Source organism: Halomonas sp. KO116, from assembly GCF_000734975.2.
Lineage (GTDB): Bacteria > Pseudomonadota > Gammaproteobacteria > Pseudomonadales > Halomonadaceae > Vreelandella > Vreelandella glaciei.
Genome location: NZ_CP011052.1, coordinates 2,371,414 through 2,389,582, shown reverse-complemented (window position 1 = coordinate 2,389,582; position 18,169 = coordinate 2,371,414). Strand labels below are relative to the sequence as shown.

The 18,169-nt window shown below is 53.0% G+C and carries 17 protein-coding genes; 12 read left to right on the top strand and 5 right to left on the bottom strand.

Going from position 1 to position 18,169, the window contains the following annotated elements; genetic code table 11:
• Positions 1 to 16: 16 nt before the first annotated feature.
• Positions 17 to 664, bottom strand: a complete 648-nt coding sequence (can, locus tag KO116_RS11130) for a carbonate dehydratase (RefSeq protein WP_035558207.1) — start codon at positions 662 to 664, stop codon at positions 17 to 19.
• A gap of 186 nt (positions 665 to 850) precedes the next feature.
• On the opposite strand from can, the gene gorA reads away from it, so the two are divergent.
• The 4 genes from gorA to KO116_RS11110 all read left to right on the top strand — a co-directional run bounded on the left by gorA (position 851) and on the right by KO116_RS11110 (position 4,922).
• Positions 851 to 2,233, top strand: coding sequence for a glutathione-disulfide reductase (gene gorA / locus KO116_RS11125; protein WP_035558205.1), 1,383 nt, complete (start codon positions 851 to 853; stop codon positions 2,231 to 2,233).
• 249 nt (positions 2,234 to 2,482) lie between these two features.
• Positions 2,483 to 3,061, top strand: a complete 579-nt coding sequence (ectA, locus tag KO116_RS11120) for a diaminobutyrate acetyltransferase (protein ID WP_008957963.1) — start codon at positions 2,483 to 2,485, stop codon at positions 3,059 to 3,061.
• Positions 3,062 to 3,170: 109 nt separating this feature from the next.
• Positions 3,171 to 4,439 (top strand): diaminobutyrate--2-oxoglutarate transaminase, encoded by a 1,269-nt coding sequence (ectB, locus tag KO116_RS11115; RefSeq protein WP_035558202.1) that lies wholly within the window; start codon positions 3,171 to 3,173, stop codon positions 4,437 to 4,439.
• Between the two features lie 90 nt (positions 4,440 to 4,529).
• Positions 4,530 to 4,922, top strand: coding sequence for an ectoine synthase (locus tag KO116_RS11110; protein ID WP_035558199.1), 393 nt, complete (start codon positions 4,530 to 4,532; stop codon positions 4,920 to 4,922).
• Between the two features lie 98 nt (positions 4,923 to 5,020).
• Here KO116_RS11110 and KO116_RS11105 read toward each other — a convergent pair whose 3' ends face one another.
• Positions 5,021 to 5,551, bottom strand: a complete 531-nt coding sequence (locus KO116_RS11105; protein WP_035558191.1) for a DUF3833 domain-containing protein — start codon at positions 5,549 to 5,551, stop codon at positions 5,021 to 5,023.
• Between the two features lie 227 nt (positions 5,552 to 5,778).
• Between KO116_RS11105 and KO116_RS11100 the strand changes: the two genes are divergently transcribed.
• From KO116_RS11100 to yidD, 6 genes are read left to right on the top strand one after another with little or no spacing between them, the layout of a single operon-like run.
• Positions 5,779 to 6,615, top strand: coding sequence for an ATP-dependent zinc protease family protein (locus tag KO116_RS11100; protein ID WP_035558188.1), 837 nt, complete (start codon positions 5,779 to 5,781; stop codon positions 6,613 to 6,615).
• Between the two features lie 38 nt (positions 6,616 to 6,653).
• Positions 6,654 to 8,177: an inactive transglutaminase family protein gene (locus KO116_RS11095; protein ID WP_035558186.1), complete on the top strand. Its 1,524-nt coding sequence runs from the start codon at positions 6,654 to 6,656 to the stop codon at positions 8,175 to 8,177.
• Positions 8,174 to 9,172, top strand: a complete 999-nt coding sequence (locus KO116_RS11090; protein WP_035558183.1) for an alpha-L-glutamate ligase-like protein — start codon at positions 8,174 to 8,176, stop codon at positions 9,170 to 9,172. The genes KO116_RS11095 and KO116_RS11090 overlap by 4 nt, the downstream gene beginning before the upstream one ends.
• 57 nt (positions 9,173 to 9,229) lie before the next feature.
• The gene (locus KO116_RS11085) at positions 9,230 to 9,670 is read left to right on the top strand and encodes a transcriptional repressor (RefSeq protein WP_035558180.1); all 441 of its coding nucleotides are present in this window, start codon (positions 9,230 to 9,232) and stop codon (positions 9,668 to 9,670) included.
• 41 nt (positions 9,671 to 9,711) lie between these two features.
• On the top strand, positions 9,712 to 10,182 hold the full coding sequence (hisI, locus tag KO116_RS11080; RefSeq protein WP_035558177.1) for a phosphoribosyl-AMP cyclohydrolase: 471 nt from the start codon (positions 9,712 to 9,714) through the stop codon (positions 10,180 to 10,182).
• A gap of 17 nt (positions 10,183 to 10,199) precedes the next feature.
• Positions 10,200 to 10,532, top strand: a complete 333-nt coding sequence (yidD, locus tag KO116_RS24660) for a membrane protein insertion efficiency factor YidD (RefSeq protein ID WP_082072684.1) — start codon at positions 10,200 to 10,202, stop codon at positions 10,530 to 10,532.
• Positions 10,533 to 10,541: 9 nt separating this feature from the next.
• On the opposite strand, the gene KO116_RS11075 is transcribed toward yidD, so the two are convergent.
• Complete coding sequence (locus KO116_RS11075; protein WP_035558174.1) at positions 10,542 to 10,958, bottom strand: SufE family protein; 417 nt, start codon at positions 10,956 to 10,958, stop codon at positions 10,542 to 10,544.
• Positions 10,959 to 11,024: 66 nt separating this feature from the next.
• Positions 11,025 to 12,188: a tyrosine-type recombinase/integrase gene (locus KO116_RS11070; RefSeq protein WP_035558172.1), complete on the bottom strand. Its 1,164-nt coding sequence runs from the start codon at positions 12,186 to 12,188 to the stop codon at positions 11,025 to 11,027.
• Between the two features lie 225 nt (positions 12,189 to 12,413).
• Between KO116_RS11070 and KO116_RS11065 the strand changes: the two genes are divergently transcribed.
• Entirely contained in the window at positions 12,414 to 13,463 is a 1,050-nt protein-coding gene (locus tag KO116_RS11065) for a DNA-binding protein (RefSeq protein ID WP_035558169.1), read from the top strand.
• A 93-nt stretch (positions 13,464 to 13,556) separates the two neighbouring features.
• On the opposite strand, the gene nfuA is transcribed toward KO116_RS11065, so the two are convergent.
• The gene (nfuA, locus tag KO116_RS11060) at positions 13,557 to 14,180 is read right to left on the bottom strand and encodes a Fe-S biogenesis protein NfuA (RefSeq protein WP_035558166.1); all 624 of its coding nucleotides are present in this window, start codon (positions 14,178 to 14,180) and stop codon (positions 13,557 to 13,559) included.
• A 293-nt stretch (positions 14,181 to 14,473) separates the two neighbouring features.
• Here nfuA and metH point away from each other — a divergent pair, with 293 nt between their 5' ends.
• Entirely contained in the window at positions 14,474 to 18,169 is a 3,696-nt protein-coding gene (gene metH / locus KO116_RS11055) for a methionine synthase (protein WP_035558163.1), read from the top strand.

Sequence of the window (18,169 nt, the reverse complement as noted above, 5' to 3'; positions counted from 1 at the left end):
GCGCTAAAAGAGAGACTTAATCGCCTGATTGTATGCGGTCAATGCGGTAAAGCGTTTCCACTTGCTCTAAGCCACTGATGGTGCAATTCAGGTCTTTAACGCGACCATCACTTAAACCGTAAACCCAGCCATGTACCGAGATTTGCTGCCCGCGCTGCCAGGCGCGCTGCAAAATCTTGGTACGGCACAAGCTATTCACCTGCGCTTTAACGTTGAGCTCGCACATACGGTCAATTTGGTCTTCCAGAGGAAGATGGTCTAGCGAATCACGGTGACGGTTGTACTGTTCGCGAACCGAATGTAGCCAATAATCGACCACACCGCATTCGCCACCCATCATGGCGGCCTTAATGCCCCCACAACCATAGTGTCCAACAATCATAATATGGCTGACTTTAAGCACATCCACCGCGTACTGAACCACTGACAGGGCATTCATATCCGTATGGTGGAGCAGGTTCGCTACATTGCGATGAACGAAGACTTCCCCAGGCGGCAGCGCAATAATTTGATTGGCGGGCACACGGCTATCCGAACAGCCAATCCATAAATAGTCTGGGTTTTGCTGATTCGAAAGCCGTTTAAAGTAGTCGGGGTCCTCTTCGCACATGCGCTCAGCCCAGGCACGATTGTTATCGAGTAGCGTCGCAATAGAGTCAGACATAGAGTCTCCAGCAAGATTAAATAGAGTTAAGTCGCTGATCGAGAAGCGGAATAATAAATCTTAGTAAGTATAAGGGATTGAACAGTATAAAATAGCAGCAAATGGTTTTAACCTCCCCCGACAGTCAGGTCAATATCCTTGTTTGGCCGTCAGGGGTGGGAATATTTAACTTCACAGGAGCAAACGATGGCAGACGTTTCCGAATACGAATATGACCTCCTGGTGATTGGTGCAGGCTCCGGCGGCGTACGTGCTGCGCGTATGGCAGCCGCCACCGGTGCCAAAGTGGCGATTGCCGAAGACCGATACCTGGGCGGTACCTGTGTCAACGTTGGCTGTGTGCCCAAAAAACTTTACTCATACGCCGCCCATTTTCAAGATAGCTTTGATGACTCGGCCGGTTTTGGCTGGCGGTTGACTGGCCCTGCAAGCTTTGACTGGGCGACGCTGCGAGATAATAAAATAAGCGAAATCAAACGGCTAAACGGTATTTATCAGCGGATGCTGGAGGGTGCCGGGGTAACGCTCTTTAATGCACGGGCTCGGCTGGCTGATGCGAATACGGTGATGTTGAGCGGAGAGCATGGCGATATTTCGATAAGCGCAGAAAAAATCCTGGTGGCCACGGGCGGGTGGCCATGGGTGCCCGATTTTCCGGGTAGTGAATATGCGCTGGACTCCAACCAGATCTTTGATCTCGATACGTTTCCCAAGCGCTTTCTGGTTTTGGGTGGCGGTTACATCGCAGTCGAGTTCTCCAGCATTTTCAACGGGCTTGGCAGCGAGACACACCTTATCTACCGTGGCGAACTGTTCTTGAAAGGATTTGATCAACAGGTTCGTGAATTCACCTGTGCCGAAATGGAAAGAAAGGGGGTCAATCTTCACTTCAACACCAATATTGAGCGTATTGAAGCCACCCAGAATGCCTACAACGTTCATCTCACCGATGGGCAGGTAATGGAAGTCGATGTGGTGCTGGCGGCAACTGGGCGCAAAGCTAATATCAAAGACCTGGGTCTGGAGGCGCTGGGTATTAACCTGGATGAGCAGGGCAAGATCCCTGTCAACGAGCGTTTTGAAACGGCGCAACCGTCGATTCTTGCGCTAGGCGACTTAATCGCCGGCCCAGAACTGACGCCAGTGGCTTTGGCAGAAGCGATGCAGCTGGTGGATGTCCACTTTGCCGATACCGTCCCCCAGCCGCTCGATTACACCACGATTCCAACCGCTGTTTTTTGCCACCCTAACATCGGTACGGTAGGGCTCTCCGAAGAGGCGGCTCGTGAAAAATTCACCAATATCCGCGTTTATAGCACCAATTTTCGGGCTATGAAGCACACTTTGTCGGGTAGCCAAGAGCGCACCTTAATGAAATTGGTGGTAGACGATGCCACTGATGTGGTGGTCGGGGCTCATATGGTGGGCGACGACGCAGGTGAAATCATTCAGGGTATAGCTATCGCGGTAAGGGCAGGCCTTACCAAGTATGACTTTGACCGCACTGTGGGTATCCACCCAACAGGAGCAGAGGAGTTCGTCACCATGCGTACGCTCACGCGTACTTGATCCGTTGCTGATGTTACAGAAATCGCATGTGAAGACAGATTTAGGTGTGCCCATTGGCACGCCTTTTTTTGTCGGCGAGTTGGGCTATTCTAAATCAGTAACGACGGATCTGAGCGCGAGCAGATAGCTAACAAGCCGCCTCTCATAACAAAAAATTATGGAAAGCAGGGTAGTGAATAATATGGTTTTTGAATTGCTCATAATCAGCTGTTATAATGATCGTCAAATTCGCTACAGCGAAGCATAACTATGAGTACGCCCATACAACCGTTTACCCCCTCTGCTGACTTGGCCAGGCCTACAGTGGCCGATGCCGTCGTTGGTCATGCAGAGACACCGCTGTTTATTCGCAAACCTAATGCGGATGATGGCTGGGGAGTGTACGAGCTTATCAAAGCCTGCCCGCCGCTGGATGTGAATTCTGCCTACGCCTATTTGTTACTCGCTACACAGTTTCGTGATACCTGTGCAGTCGCTACCAATGAAGAGGGTGAAATCGTTGGTTTTGTATCGGGCTATGTCAAAGATAATGCCCCGGATACTTATTTCTTATGGCAAGTGGCCGTCGGCGAAAAAGCACGCGGTACGGGGCTTGCGCGCCGCTTGGTCGAGGCGATTATGTCGCGCCCCGAGCTTGACGATGTGCATCACCTTGAAACCACGATTACCCCAGACAATTTAGCCTCTTGGGGCTTATTTCGTCGCTTGGCCGCGCGCTGGCATGCGCCGCTCAATAGCCGCGAATATTTCTCTACCGAACAGCTCGGAGGGGAGCATGACCCGGAAAACCTGGTCCGTATCGGTCCGTTCCAAACAGACCGAATCTAATACGTGCGTTTAATCGTCAATAGCACGTAGTGAACATACTGTTTTTCCCGCTCATGTTGCTCCGGGCTAGCAACGCCTAATGGCATAATGATTGACCAAGGAGGTCGCAATGCAGACCCAGACGCTTGAACGCATGGAATCCAATGTACGTACTTATTCTCGTTCATTCCCGGTGGTGTTTACCAAAGCGCAAAATGCGCGCCTAACCGATGAGAACGGCCGTGAGTACATTGATTTCCTCGCCGGCGCGGGCACGCTTAACTACGGCCACAATAATCCGCACATGAAGCAGGCAATGATTGATTACCTGTCAACGGACGGTGTTGTGCACGGTCTGGACATGTGGACCAATGCCAAGCGCGATTATTTAGAAACGCTTGAAGAAGTAATCTTCAAACCACGCGGTCTTGACTATAAAGTACATCTACCGGGGCCGACTGGCACCAACGCTGTCGAAGCCGCTATTCGTCTGGCCCGTGTTGCTAAAGGCCGTCACAACATCGTGACGTTCACCAATGGCTTCCACGGTGTAACGATGGGCGCTTTGGCTACCACCGGTAACCGTAAGTTCCGTGAAGCCACGGGGGGGATCCCGACGCAGGGTGCTAGCTTCCTGCCCTATGATGGCTACATGGGCGAGCATACCGATACGCTGGATTACTTTGAAAAACTGCTGGGCGACAAATCCGGCGGTCTGGACGTTCCCGCTGGTGTTATTATCGAGACCGTGCAAGGCGAGGGTGGTATCAACGTGGCAGGCCTGGAGTGGCTGAAGCGTTTGGAAAGTATTTGCCGCGCCCATGATATTCTGCTGATTATCGATGATATCCAGGCAGGTTGTGGTCGTACCGGTAAGTTCTTCAGCTTTGAGCATGCTGGCATCACGCCAGACATTATTACCAACTCGAAGTCACTCTCTGGCTTTGGTCTGCCATTTGCGCATGTGTTGATGCGTCCAGAACTGGATAAGTGGAAACCGGGCCAATATAACGGCACCTTCCGTGGCTTCAGCTTAGCGATGGTGACAGCGACCGCCGCGTTAAAAAAATATTGGACCAACGATACCTTTGAGCGTGATGTTCAGCGCAAAGGACGTATTGTAGAAGAGCGTTTCCAGAAGCTTGCGGCACTGCTGACTGAGAGCGGAATGCCTGCCACTGAACGTGGGCGTGGTCTGATGCGCGGCATTGACGTGGTATCGGGAGATATCGCGGATAAAATTACCAGCAAAGCTTTTGAGCACGGCTTAATAATTGAAACCAGTGGTCAGGACGGTGAAGTCGTGAAGTGCCTGTGCCCACTGACCATCAGCGATGAAGACCTGCTTAAAGGCCTGGATATTCTGGAAATGTGCGTGAAAGCTGTTGCTAGCGAGTAATTTGGCGTTAGGATAAAGCGTAAACTCACACCTGTTTCTTTAGGGAACTGCGGCTGGTAATCGCTAGCTGCTATGCTATGGAGTACTTCTATGATCGTTCGTAATCTCGAAGAAGCGCGCAAAACAGAACGCCTAGTCACCGCTGAAAATGGTAATTGGGACAGCACACGTCTTGTTTTGGCCAATGATAATGCTGGTTTCTCGTTCCATATTACCCGCATTTTCCCCGGTACTGAGACCCACATTCACTACAAAAATCACTATGAAGCAGTGTTCTGCTATGAAGGTGAAGGTGAAGTTGAAACCCTGGCCGACGGCAAAATCTGGCCGATCAAAGCAGGTGATATTTATCTGCTAGACCAGCATGACGAACACCTGCTGCGCGGTAAAGAGAAAGGCATGACCGTTGCCTGTGTCTTCACGCCGCCGATCACCGGTAATGAAGTTCACCAGGAAGATGGCTCATACGCAGCCCCAGAGTAAACATAACGCTAGCATTAGATAACAAAAGCAGCCTGCTAAATGAAGCGGGCTGCTTTTTTGTTGAGCCTGGGTTTTATGCAGAGAAATTTACTATGGGTTTATATTTTCTCAAACACCAGGGTAATTTCACCCAGCGTGAAGCCGAATTTGCGCATGGCGGTTCGATTGATCAAACGGCCATCTGGCTGAAGGTACATCCAGTCATCCATGGTAAATGAGATCATTCGGCCATCAACTTCGATATCTAACGGATAGCGCATGTGGAAGACATGACCGTATTGGTGTGCTTCAACTTGGCCATCTACATCGTTGGCGGTGCCAATCCAGCGGTGCTCATCAATGCGTTCAAATGTCCAAACGCGGCGATCGGTTTCACCGTCTGAAAAGACGAAAGACTCATCCAGTGTGAGAGTGTCATTTTCGTAGGTGCCTTGGATATCTACGCTGAAACGTCGCTGTACCTCACCGGAGTAATCCTGCACCATGCCCCAGGCTCGGGTGGTGCCCGCAAAGTATTCGGCGATATCCAGGCGGGGTTCAGAATCAGCGTAGTCTTCAACATCAACGCCAGCACAACCAGCCAGCAAGAAGAGTAGTGTGAAAAAACTAATGCGCAGGGAGCGGGTCATGGAGATATTTCCTATATTGAAATGGAAGCTGGTACAACTATGGTAAAGTATTTCCATAGCATAGAGCACCTAAGTGGCTGTGGCTACTGGGCACCTCCGGGTTCGCTTAATATATATTATGTTAAATAAGGTAAATTGTGTGTCTGAATAATCGTGATGACGTTGGACACTAGTCCCCCATCTCCTTATTATTCCCTCCACCTATTTGTCCAAGGATATCTCTCGTTATGCGCCCAGGTGTTTTGTGGCTAATAGCTAGCTTGTCGCTTTCAATCGCAGGCTGTGCAGCAACCCAGCCAGAAACTAATGAACCGCCTCCCCTAAGCGAAGCGTCTTTCAATACTCGTATCCTTGAATTAGAGAGCCAATTGGCGCAGCAATGCGACACCCGTTCTGAGCTTCAGACACGCCAACTTGATCAGCAGCAGGTACTTACTGCCGACGTACGTGAAGTCGGTAGTTTGTTACGTTCGCTACGCCAAGATGTCCAGCAGTTAGAAGCCCGTGGTGAAGAACCTGTCATCATCCGCGAAGAGTGTGAAGTTGATGAGACGCTAAGCACGAAAACGCTACTGGGTCGTAGTGAATGGGTTGGTTTTCCAAGCCTGGGTACCTACCTCAAGGCGCGAGTCGATTCAGGAGCTAATACCTCATCGCTGTCGGCCGACGAAATCACCCGCTTCGAGCGTGACGGTGAAGACTGGGTGCGTTTCAAACTAGCGCTAAACGACGACGATGTGGCCGTTGAGTCACAGCGTGGTGAATGGGTAGAGGCGCCTATTGTTCGTCGGGTTCGTATTCTTCAAGCTTCGGGTGAAGAATCCCGCCCGGTTATTTCATTATTAATGACGTTGGGACCTATCCGCGAAAACGTCGAGTTCACGCTGAATGACCGCTCACATTTAGAGTATCCAGTGCTACTGGGTCGGCGCTTCTTAATGGATATCGCGGTAATAGACGTCGCCGATACTTACTTACATGACCGTCCCGAGTTTCCTGGTGGCGAGCCAGCCGATCAAGCTGCTGAAGATGAAGCAGTTGATGACGACGATACAGAAGAGTAACTGCTCTCCCCTGGCGCTTTACGTAGAAAGGAATCTCCATGTCACGGTTAATGTTTTATATTATTGTCGGCTTGCTGTTGGTCGCGGGTATTGCCACCAGCATACATCGCCATGTGCAGTTTGAAATCCCCTGGTTACCCGGTGAACAACGCCAAGTCTGGGAGATTGAAGCGGGCATAAACTTCAATGCTCAAGATGGTCCTGTGCAAGTCGATTTGGCGCTGCCTTCTCATCAGGCTGGCTATCGGGTATTAACCGAAAATACAGCATCGTCAGGGTATGGCTTGGCCTACCAAGCAGATGAGCTAGGCCGTACCGCGCAGTGGACGATTCGCGAAGCGGCTGGCAGCCAAACGCTATATTACTCTGTTCAAATGCTGGTATCGCAAGATGCCCGAGCACCGTCGCAAACGCCGCCTGAAATGACCCCAATAACGCCATGGGAAAGCCCTTATGACACGGCGGCTAGCCAGCTGATCGAACAAGCCTGGGCTCGCAGCGCCAATAACGCGACGTTTGCCCGGGAACTGATCCGAGACGTGAATGGTGAGCGTCAGGGCGAGAACGCGCGTCTTCTGTTATCTCAGGAAAACCCAGCAGCGTTGGTGGTCCGATTGCTCATCCAAGCGGGTGTATTAGCGCGCGAAGTAAGCGGCCTGCTATTAGAAGATGGACGTCGCCGCCAAACACTTAGTAGTTGGATTCAAGTGTTTGACGAGTCTGGTGAACAGTGGGCCATTTTTCATCCGCTGACAGGCGAGCAAGGCAAACCCGAAAACCTACTGTTATGGGAAACGGGTGGTCGAGCTGTTTTAGAAGTACAAGGTGGCACCAACTCCCGGGTTACCTTCTCAATGATGACCCACGATCAGCCGGCTTCAGCCGCGGTGCGCAATCACTATTCCGAAGACACGCTGCTGAATTTCTCCATTCATAGTCTGCCGTTGGAAGAACAGGCGCTATTCCAGACCATTCTGCTGATTCCGATTGGCGCGCTAATGGTGGTGTTTTTACGTGTCTTGGTAGGCATAAAGACATCCGGTACTTTCATGCCGGTTTTGATCGCCCTCGCCTTCATTCAAACTACCCTTCCCACGGGTTTGATTGGCTTCCTGCTTATCGTCGCGGTCGGACTGATTATCCGTAACTATCTCTCTTACTTGAACTTGCTGCTGGTGGCCAGGGTCTCCGCGGTTATCATCACGGTGATCGCGATCATTTCTATCTTTACTGTACTGGCCTATCGCATGGGGCTGAGTGCTGGCTTAACGATTACCTTTTTCCCGATGATCATCCTTGCCTGGACTATTGAGCGGATGTCGATTTTATGGGAAGAAGAAGGTCCTAAACAGGTGTTGATTCAAGGTGGCGGTAGCTTGATTACGGCTATCCTTGCTTACCTGGCGATGAATAATCCCTGGGTGCGTCACATCACATTCAACTTCCTGGGCGTGCAGTTGATATTGATGGCGTTGATTTTGTTGCTGGGCAGTTACACAGGCTACCGCCTATTAGAGCTGCGCCGTTTCAAACCAATTACAGATGATGAGAAACCATCATGAGTTGGTTTAACAATTGGACCTGGCCAACGCGCTTGCGTGATAAGGGTATCATTGGCATGAATCGGCGTAATATTCGTTATATTGGTCGCTATAACAAACGCCGACTCTATCCATTAGTGGATGACAAGCTTAAAACCAAGCTGCTGGCTCAGCAGTATGGCATTACCACGCCAGAGCTAATCGGTACGGTGACGACCCAGTTTGGCGTAAAGCACATTGGTGCCATGCTCACGGGGCACGCAGGCTTTGTTATCAAGCCTGCCAAGGGAAGCGGTGGCAAGGGAATTTTGGTGATTGAAAAGGTGGAGGATAACGCCTTTATCAAACCCAGTGGTGCCAAGCTAACGCTTACCGATGTTGAGCGGCACGTGTCGAATATCCTCTCAGGGCTATACTCGCTGGGCGGCTCGCCTGATGTGGCGGTCATTGAAACGCTAATTAATTTCGATGAAAGCCTGATGGATTACACCTATGAAGGGGTTCCCGATATTCGGGTTATCGTCTTTAAGGGCTACCCTGTCATGGCCATGATGCGTCTCTCTACGGCGGCTTCTGATGGCAAGGCTAACCTGCACCAAGGGGCGGTAGGCGTTGGTTTGAACATTGCGACCGGCGCCGCATTGCGTGCCGTTCAGTTTGACCGGCCCTGTTTTAGTCACCCTGATACGGGGCACGACCTGGCTAGCTTGGTCGTGCCACAGTGGGAAACGCTACTAAATCTGGCGGCAGGCTGTTATGAAATGACGGGATTAGGCTACTTGGGAACCGACATGGTGTTAGACCGTAAATACGGTCCCATGCTACTTGAGCTTAACGCCCGGCCAGGGCTGGCGATTCAAATGACCAATGGGGAAGGCTTGCGCCGCCGTCTTGATCTTATTGAGCGTCAGCCTGATGGCGTGCCTGCAAAAGAGCGCGTTGCCTTTGCGCAGCACCATTTTGCTCGCCAAAGCGAACTGGTAGAAAGCCCTGACACCTCCTCCGCCAGCGCGTAGACTGATACGAGAGACTAGTGAAGAGAGCCTAGGCTAACCACGTTCAACGAGTTGCCCATGACCCAAGCGAATACACTACTGCAGCAGGCGGAGTCTCAATGTCATCTCCGCGGCGTTCGATTCACCCCTATCCGCCGGCGTGTACTTGAGCTAATTGCCGAAAACGGAGGTGGCTTGAAGGCATATGATCTGCTCGATAAGCTCTCTACGGAACACGCTGCTGCTCGGCCACCAACGGTTTACAGAGCGCTTGAGTTCTTAATTGATCAAGGCCTGGTGCATCGAATAGAGTCACAGAACTCCTACGTAGCCTGTGCATGTCCCGAGCATGTTCACGGCTTTCAGCTGCTCATTTGTCGTCACTGTGGCTATGTGGAAGAGCTGCATCTAGACGAGATAAGTGATCAACTGGTGGCATTGGCCAAGAGTCAAGGATTTAACGTTGAGCGCCAAACGATTGAGCTCCAGGGGCTCTGCCAAGATTGTCGAACAAGCTGATGTGTTGAGCAGCTATGTTAAACAGCTAGCGAGTAAACAGTATGTCCCGTTTTGACCAAGTGGCTCCAGACGCCCTTTTTAAGCAGCTTGAGCGAGCCACGCCTGATGATACTCTTCCCGCTGTCGCTACCCTACTGACGGCAGTTTGCTTTAATAGCGATGGCTTGATTCCTGCCATTGCCCAGCAGCATGACTCGAAAGAAGTCTTGATGATGGCATGGATGAATCGCCAGGCGCTTGAAGAGACGCTAACCACTCAGCGGGTCTGTTACTACTCGCGCTCACGGGGAAAATTGTGGCGCAAAGGTGAGTCATCGGGCCAGCAGCAGCTGCTTGTTTCTGCTGCGCTAGATTGCGATGGTGATACGCTGTTGTTGCAGGTCGAGCAAACGGGGCCTGCTTGCCACACCGGGCGGCGTAGCTGTTTCTATATTGCCGTGGATGGAGAGCAGGCCTCAATTACCAGCAAGCCGCTGATTGATCCTGACGATCTGTACGGCAAAAAAACCTAGTTCTGCCTATGCAAGCTATGACTCGGTTAATATCAGCCCTGCGCTCAGGTTCGCGCTGGGTATTGATGAAGGTGATGATTGGCTGCGTTAGAGTCTATCAATATACGCTTAGCCCCCTTTTAGGCCCACGCTGCCGCTTCTGGCCAAGCTGTTCGTCTTACACGATTGAAGCGATTCAGGTGCATGGGCCAATAAAAGGCGGCTGGATGGCCGTAAGGCGGATCGTTAAGTGCCACCCAGGCAATCCTGGCGGTATGGATCCAGTGCCCGGCGGCCGCAGCGAACAGCTTTGTCGCGAGGATGATGAGAAAGCATCGTCGTCCTCTTGCTGTGATCATCACCCTCGCTAGCTTGTTAGCCTACTTCTGCTGCGCTACTGCGTAGATCTTCTCCAGCATGGCGTGCAAGCCGTTGCTGCGCGTGGGTGAAAGGTGTTTATCCAGCCCCAAATCGGTCAAGAAGTGTGGCTCGGTGGCACGAATTTCAGCCGCTGTGCGCTCGTTATAAATACGCAGCAATACGGCAATCAGGCCGGATACGATAGCGGCATCAGACGTTGCCTTGAACACCAGCTTGTCTCCCTCCTCCTCATGGCGCATCCACACGTTTGACTGACAGCCCTGAATTTTAAGCTCCTCGATCTTCCACTCTTCTGGAAAGTCAGGCAGCTGCTTACCCATATCGATAATGTACTGATAACGATCCATCCAGTTATCAAATATCTCGAAATCTTCGATTAGCTCTTGCTGGGCCTGTTCGGCGCCGGAAGTGCTCATGCTATTTCCTTCTCTATTGGAATTGGCTGAATAGTGGCGACTGACATTTTGCGTCTCATTGAGCCATTATAACGGCTCAAAGGAGTCTTGAGGGAGGTTGTGTCCTGAAACAGTCAATCGATGGCGCTGCTGCTCGCGATGCCACTCGTTGTCTTCGCTGTGCAGATAGCGTGAGGTGGTATCGAGGCGCGCGTGACGGGCGCTTTCGGCCAGATGGCGCAGGCTAATGCCCGATTGAGCCTGATGGGTGATCGATGTGTGCCTTAACCAGTGCGGCGTTGCCTGGTTAAGCGCGGTCACATGTTCCGATGCTCCGTCGATATCTTCAAGTGCTTGTGCCGCCTGCTGAAACGTTGCGCGAATAAGCCGATAAAGCTGGTTATGGCCCAGGCCACGCTGTCCATCCAGAGCGCGAAGCACCGGTGCCTCAGCTTCAAACTGCTCAGGGTATTCAGACAATCCCAGCACATGGCGCCACTGGCGCAGACAATCCAGCATATCGTCAGGCAGCGGAATGCGTGCCATCTTGTTTCCCTTGCCCACCACATGCCACCACCAGCGCCCTTCGCTGCGCTGAAAATCCCCCATGCGCGCATCGGCCATCTCGCTAAGGCGCGGTGCCAGCAAATAGGCAAAGCCAAAGATAAAGCGCCGTCGTGCATGTTCAAAACGGGCACGACTGCCCTCCCCAGCCTCTAACGGGCTATTCAGCCACTCCCACAGCCACGCCCACAAATCACTTTCCAAATAGCGCTCAACACGCGGCGTTTGATTACTCAGGCGTCGCGATTTATCGCGCATCAAGCGAAACGGGTTGTGGTTAACCCACCCGGCTTCTACCAACCAAGCAAACATACCTTGCAGTATCACCAGGCTTTGACGGCGGCTAGCAGGAGACAAGGCACCACGAAATGGTCGCCATGCTGGATGGGTGCGTGGCTTTGAAGGCCCAACCCACTGCTCACTTGGTTGTGGGTCGGCGAGAAAGGCTTCAAAGCGGCGCAGGTTTTCGCGGTTGATATCGGCCAGCGTGTGCCTCTGGCTGGCAAGCCAGAGCAGCAACCGCTCCGCTTCGCGACGGTACGCTTTCCAGGTTTGTGGACTATCCACGTACTCTTCAAGCCATGCGGTCACTGCCTGGGCATCGTTTTGGGCGCTGATACGTCCGCCACTCGGCGACTCTTTCAATATCTGTAGTTGACCAGTGGGTGTCATAACTTCGTTCGCCATGCCCGTCCCTACTCTCTTCTTTTAGCCGGTTTTTGCATCCTCTTACCTTAAGTATGTCTCTGTAGTCATATAAATTCAAGATAAGACGGGTAATCTTGAATTTATGGACAATATCATAAATAATTTTACGTATTACATAATACGTAATTATTGCCTTTTGAATCATTAATGCCGACAATGCGACGACAAATCCCGTAAGAAAAGCCCGCAAGGAAGGAGCGCTTCATGGCCCGCAACGGCATTCAGTACAGCGATGTGCAACAAGCAATAGATGCCCTGCTGGCTCGCGGCGACACGCCCAGCGTGCAGCGCATCCGCGATGTGCTGGGCACCGGTAGTTTCACCACGATTAGTGATCACTTTCGCCAGTGGCGCAGCGAGCGGGAGCAAAATCGCGACGTGCCGCCGCCCAAGGGTGTGCCGGAAGTCGTGGTAACCATGGCTAGCGAGCTATGGCGCGAGGCCCAGGAGGTAGCGAATCAAGCGCTGCTCCACTATCGCGAAGATGCCAATCGCCAGGTTGCAGACGCCCAGCAGCTCGCAGAAGATGCAAAACAGCAGGCCGCTAACGCCGAGCAGCGCGAAAGCGCCCTCGCCGAGCACTTGCGTCATATGGAGCAGCGCATGGAGGCGTTAAACCGGGAATTAGCTGCGAGTCAAACCAGTGAGCACCACTGGCACCAGCTTGCTGAAGCGTCACACAGTGAAGTCAATCAACTGAAGCAGGCGCAACAGCAGCTAAAGAGTCAGCTAGAGGCGCAGCGTGATACGCATAGCCAAGCCCTTAGTGAGCAGCAGGTGGCGTGGGAGCAGCGGCTGGCACAAGAAGAGCAGCGTCATGAGGCAGCGGAAGGCAGACTAATGGCGATGCTGGATAGTGCTCAACAGGCACGCGCCCAGGAGGAGAAGAGTTACCAAAAACGCCATCTGCAGTCTGAGCAGCGTGTGGAAACATTAAGTCAGGAGCTAAAAACAAAGCAGCAGGCCCTGCATCAGCTGCAGCTGGAAGGCAACGAACGCGAGCAACGGCTTAGTGGCCAGATGCAACAAATCACATCGCTTGAAAAGCAGTTGAAGGCGCTTACCCTACAGCTGAATGAGTCGAAGGTGGCGCTCAAGAAGCAGGCCCAACAGCATGCCGATCGCGAAACCGAGCTACAGCAAGCGTGGCAAGAGAAGTTGTGGAACCGTATGGAGGCGTTGCAAACACAGCTAACGGCGCTTCCCGACGCGCTTTCACATCAGAGTGCCAAGGGTAATGAACCAGAACAGTGATCAAAGCTGCGTTCTTAAAAGACAGGTCTTAAAACGGAGAATATAAAGAAGCCCAGCTGTTAAAGGCTGGGCTTTTGGTGCGATACCGTTAGTTTAACGGTAGTAAGCGTTGGTCGTATCGGTATGGTCGGTGACGTCGCGAATGCCGGCAAGCTCGGGAATACGCTCCATCAGGGTTTTCTCAACGCCATCTTTCAGCGTTAAATCGACCGCTGCACAGCCCTGGCAACCACCGCCAAAGGCTAATACCGCATACTGCTGCTCGGTGAGCTCAACAAGCTTTATTTCACCGCCATGGGCCGCCAGCCCAGGATTGATCTCGCTGTAAAGCACGTAGTTGATACGGTCTTCAAGGGGACTATCCGCATTGACCTTCGGCATTTTGGCGTTGGGTGCTTTGATCGTCAGCTGACCACCCATGCGGTCGGCGTTGAAATCCACCACCGCTTCTTCCAAAAAGGCCAAGCTGTTTTTGTCGAGAAATACATTGATTTTCTCGAGCTCCAGCGTGACATCGGTAGGCTCTTCTTCGCCGGGACGGCAGTAAGCCAAACACGTTTCCGCGTAGGGTGTACCCGGCTGGGTAATGAAAATGCGTACGGCAATACCCTCAACGTTCTGCTTTTCCAGCAGTTCTGCCAAGTATTCCTGCGCGCTGTCTGTGATATCAATACCTTGGGTATCGATTTTAGTATCTGCTTCGCTAGTCGTGGTCATGAGGGCTGTCTTCCTCCCGTGGTAGTGGCGGCGCCACTTCACATGTCATTTGTGTCTATGGTAAGCAAAACAGCGCGCTGACACAATCCCGACTGTTTTAGTCGGCTATTTTAAACAGCTCTTTTTACGAGCGACTATTAATTATCTTTCCTTATCTTGCGTATAGCCTCCGTAGGGGCGCCTTTTGCCATCCCTTTTGTTATCATTATGCGCCTTATAACGACAGATGCTGCTTTTTCCGACGATAACAACATCCCCTTTGACGACTGTGACGCTGGAGAACTCCCCCTGCCATGGCTGATAGTGCTTTGATCGCAACCCTCACCCAACGCCTTGCCCAACGTATCCTGATTCTGGATGGCGGCATGGGCACCATGTTGCAGAATGCCCAGTTGAGCGAGGAAGATTTTCGCGGCGAACGGTTTAGCGACTGGCCCTCGGATCTCAAAGGCAATAATGATCTGCTCGCGCTTACCTGCCCCGAAGTGGTCACGCGGATTCACCGTGACTACCTGGAAGCCGGTGCCGACATTATTGAGACCAACACCTTTAATAGCACTCAGCTGTCACAGTCTGATTACGGCATGGAATCGCTGGTGGTTGAGCTTAACCGCGAATCAGCACGCCTTGCTCGCGAGGTGTGTGATGCAGTGGCCGCTGAAACCGGCGTGCCCCGCTATGTTGCCGGTGTGTTAGGCCCCACCTCGCGCACCGCGTCGCTATCGCCGGATGTAAATGATCCCGCTAAGCGTAACGTCACCTTTGATGAGCTGCGCGAGAACTACTATGAAGCCGCCGAAGCGCTGATTGCAGGCGGTGCCGATCTAATCATGATCGAAACCATCTTCGATACGCTTAACGCCAAGGCAGCGATCTATGCCCTGGAAGAGCTATTCGATGACCGCGGTGAGCGCTTACCGGTAATGATCTCCGGCACCATTACCGATGCCTCTGGCCGCACGCTTTCGGGTCAAACCACCGAAGCGTTCTGGAATTCGGTGCGCCACGCTCAGCCACTCTCGGTGGGCTTAAACTGCGCGCTGGGTGCAGAAGAGCTTCGCCCCTATCTGGAAGAGCTCTCTACCAAGGCCGACACCTTTGTCTCCGCGCACCCCAACGCGGGGCTTCCTAACGAATTTGGTGAGTACGACCAAACGCCGGAGGAGATGTCGGAAATTGTCAGCGAGTTTGCGGCTAGTGGCCTGGTCAATATTATCGGCGGCTGCTGTGGCTCCACTCCTGAACATATTCGTGCCATTGCTGATTCTGTTCGTGATATGGCGCCCCGGGTCATTCCCGAACGCAGCCACGCCTGCCGTTTATCCGGTCTTGAGCCGTTCAATATTGAGGCCGACTCACTGTTCGTCAACGTCGGCGAGCGCACCAACGTCACCGGCTCGGCGCGCTTTAAGCGCTTGATTGTGGAAGAGGACTTCACCACCGCCTTGGAAGTCGCCCTGGAGCAGGTAGAAAGCGGCGCCCAGGTCATCGATATCAACATGGACGAGGGTATGCTCGAGTCCAAGGAAGCCATGGAGCGCTTTCTAAACCTGATCGCCGGTGAGCCTGACATCGCCCGCGTGCCGATTATGATCGACTCCTCTAAGTGGGAGATCATCGAAGCGGGCCTGAAGTGCGTTCAAGGCAAGGCGGTGGTGAACTCCATCTCACTCAAGGAAGGCGAAGATGCCTTCCGCGAACAGGCAACCAAATGCCGACGCTATGGTGCCGCTATTGTGGTGATGGCGTTCGATGAAGAGGGCCAGGCAGACACCTTTGCGCGTAAAACCGAAATTTGTCAGCGCGCCTACCGCCTGCTGGTCGATGAGATAGGCTTCCCCGCCGAAGACATCATCTTCGACCCCAATATCTTTGCCATCGCCACCGGTATTGAGGAGCACAATAACTACGCGGTCGACTTTATCGAAGCGACCCAGTGGATTCGTGACAACCTCCCTCACGCGATGATTTCCGGCGGCGTATCTAACGTCTCTTTCTCGTTCCGCGGTAACAACCCGGTGCGCGAAGCGATTCACTCGGCGTTCCTTTATCATGCGATCCGCGCGGGCCTCACCATGGGGATCGTTAACGCGGGTCAGCTCGCGGTCTATGACGACCTCCCCGCTGAGCTGCGCGACGCGGTTGAGGATGTGGTGCTCAACCGCCGCAGCGACGGCACCGAGCGGCTGCTGGATATTGCCGATAAGTACAAAGGCGACGGCAGCGGGGCTCCCAAAAAAGAAGACCTTGAGTGGCGTAGTTGGCCGGTTAACAAGCGTATTCAGCATGCGCTGGTTAAAGGGATTACGGTGTATATCGAAGATGACACCGAAGAAGCCCGCGCCCAGGCTGAGCGCCCTATTGAGGTCATCGAAGGCCCGTTGATGGATGGCATGAACGTGGTCGGCGATTTATTTGGCGACGGCAAAATGTTCCTGCCTCAGGTGGTCAAATCAGCACGAGTCATGAAACAGGCCGTGGCCTACTTGATCCCTTATATTGAGGCTGAGAAAAGCGAAGAGACCAAAGCCAAAGGCAAGATCGTCATGGCCACGGTCAAAGGCGATGTGCACGATATCGGTAAGAACATCGTTGGCGTGGTGCTGCAGTGTAATAACTACGAAGTGATTGATCTGGGGGTCATGGTTGCCGCCGATAAGATCCTGCAGGCGGCCAAAGATCACAACGCGGATATTATTGGTCTTTCCGGACTGATCACTCCATCGCTGGATGAAATGGTTCACGTGGCCAAGGAGATGCAGCGTCGGGGTATGGATTTACCGCTTCTGATTGGTGGTGCCACTACCTCTAAAGCGCATACCGCGGTCAAGATCGAACCGCAGTATGAGCATCCGGTGATTTATGTCACCGACGCTTCCCGTGCCGTTGGGGTAGCGGGCAAATTATTGACGCCAGCTTTAAAAACACCTTACGTCGCCGAGATCCGTGAAGAGTACGAAAAGGTCCGCGTGCGTAACGCCAAGCGCCGCCCTAAAGCAGCAGACCTGGACTACACTCAGGCGCGCAAGCGGCGCTTCCGTACCGATTGGAACGCCCACACCCCAGCTGAGCCCAATATGCTGGGGCTAAAAACGTTTGACGACTACGATCTTGAAGAATTGATTGAGCGCATCGACTGGACACCCTTCTTCATGAGCTGGCAGCTGGCGGGCAAGTATCCCAAAATCCTCGACGATAAGGTCGTTGGTGAAGCTGCCCGCAACCTGTTTGAAGACGCCAAGGTCATGCTACGCAAGTTGGTAGAAGAGAAGCGCGTGCAGGCACGCGGCGTAATCGGCCTGTGGCCCGCCAATAGCGTGGATGATGACGTGATCGAAGTGTATGCCGACGAGTCGCGCAGCGAAGTGATTGAACGCCTCTTTCATATTCGTCAGCAAACGACGAAAGGACGCGACGGTATTTGCTACAGTCTGGCTGATTTCATTGCCCCAAAAGAGAGCGGCAAAGGCGACTGGATTGGCGGCTTCGCGGTCACTACGGGCCACGGCGTTCATGAGCTATCCAAAGCTTATGAGGCCGCTGGCGACGACTACAATGCGATTATGGTGCAGGCATTGACGGATCGCCTTGCGGAAGCCTTCGCCGAGCGCATGCACGAACGGGTGCGCAAAGAGTTTTGGGGCTATGTGCCGGAAGAAACGCTGGACAACGATGCCTTGATCGCCGAGAAATACCAGGGTATCCGCCCCGCGCCTGGCTACCCCGCCTGCCCGGATCACACCGAGAAAGCCACGCTATTCCGGTTGCTTGATGCCACTGAAAATACCGGTCTGGCGTTGACCGAAAACTTCGCCATGTGGCCAGCGGCGGCGGTTTCCGGCTGGTACTTTGCGCACCCACAGTCGAAGTACTTCTCCACCGGTAAAATCACCCGCGATCAGGTTGAGGCCATCGCCGCACGTAAGCAGATGCCCCTTGAGGAAATGGAGCGCTGGCTCTCACCGGTGCTCTCCTACGCCCCGAGCTGA

What these genes read in the sequence shown, in the direction of transcription:
- can (WP_035558207.1), bottom strand. Translation starts at nt 664, where the DNA reads ATGTCTGACTCTATTGCGACGCTACTCGATAACAATCGTGCCTGGGCT.
- gorA (WP_035558205.1), top strand. Translation starts at nt 851, where the DNA reads ATGGCAGACGTTTCCGAATACGAATATGACCTCCTGGTGATTGGTGCA.
- ectA (WP_008957963.1), top strand. Translation starts at nt 2,483, where the DNA reads ATGAGTACGCCCATACAACCGTTTACCCCCTCTGCTGACTTGGCCAGG.
- ectB (WP_035558202.1), top strand. Translation starts at nt 3,171, where the DNA reads ATGCAGACCCAGACGCTTGAACGCATGGAATCCAATGTACGTACTTAT.
- KO116_RS11110 (WP_035558199.1), top strand. Translation starts at nt 4,530, where the DNA reads ATGATCGTTCGTAATCTCGAAGAAGCGCGCAAAACAGAACGCCTAGTC.
- KO116_RS11105 (WP_035558191.1), bottom strand. Translation starts at nt 5,551, where the DNA reads ATGACCCGCTCCCTGCGCATTAGTTTTTTCACACTACTCTTCTTGCTG.
- KO116_RS11100 (WP_035558188.1), top strand. Translation starts at nt 5,779, where the DNA reads ATGCGCCCAGGTGTTTTGTGGCTAATAGCTAGCTTGTCGCTTTCAATC.
- KO116_RS11095 (WP_035558186.1), top strand. Translation starts at nt 6,654, where the DNA reads ATGTCACGGTTAATGTTTTATATTATTGTCGGCTTGCTGTTGGTCGCG.
- KO116_RS11090 (WP_035558183.1), top strand. Translation starts at nt 8,174, where the DNA reads ATGAGTTGGTTTAACAATTGGACCTGGCCAACGCGCTTGCGTGATAAG.
- KO116_RS11085 (WP_035558180.1), top strand. Translation starts at nt 9,230, where the DNA reads ATGACCCAAGCGAATACACTACTGCAGCAGGCGGAGTCTCAATGTCAT.
- hisI (WP_035558177.1), top strand. Translation starts at nt 9,712, where the DNA reads ATGTCCCGTTTTGACCAAGTGGCTCCAGACGCCCTTTTTAAGCAGCTT.
- yidD (WP_082072684.1), top strand. Translation starts at nt 10,200, where the DNA reads ATGACTCGGTTAATATCAGCCCTGCGCTCAGGTTCGCGCTGGGTATTG.
- KO116_RS11075 (WP_035558174.1), bottom strand. Translation starts at nt 10,958, where the DNA reads ATGAGCACTTCCGGCGCCGAACAGGCCCAGCAAGAGCTAATCGAAGAT.
- KO116_RS11070 (WP_035558172.1), bottom strand. Translation starts at nt 12,188, where the DNA reads ATGGCGAACGAAGTTATGACACCCACTGGTCAACTACAGATATTGAAA.
- KO116_RS11065 (WP_035558169.1), top strand. Translation starts at nt 12,414, where the DNA reads ATGGCCCGCAACGGCATTCAGTACAGCGATGTGCAACAAGCAATAGAT.
- nfuA (WP_035558166.1), bottom strand. Translation starts at nt 14,180, where the DNA reads ATGACCACGACTAGCGAAGCAGATACTAAAATCGATACCCAAGGTATT.
- metH (WP_035558163.1), top strand. Translation starts at nt 14,474, where the DNA reads ATGGCTGATAGTGCTTTGATCGCAACCCTCACCCAACGCCTTGCCCAA.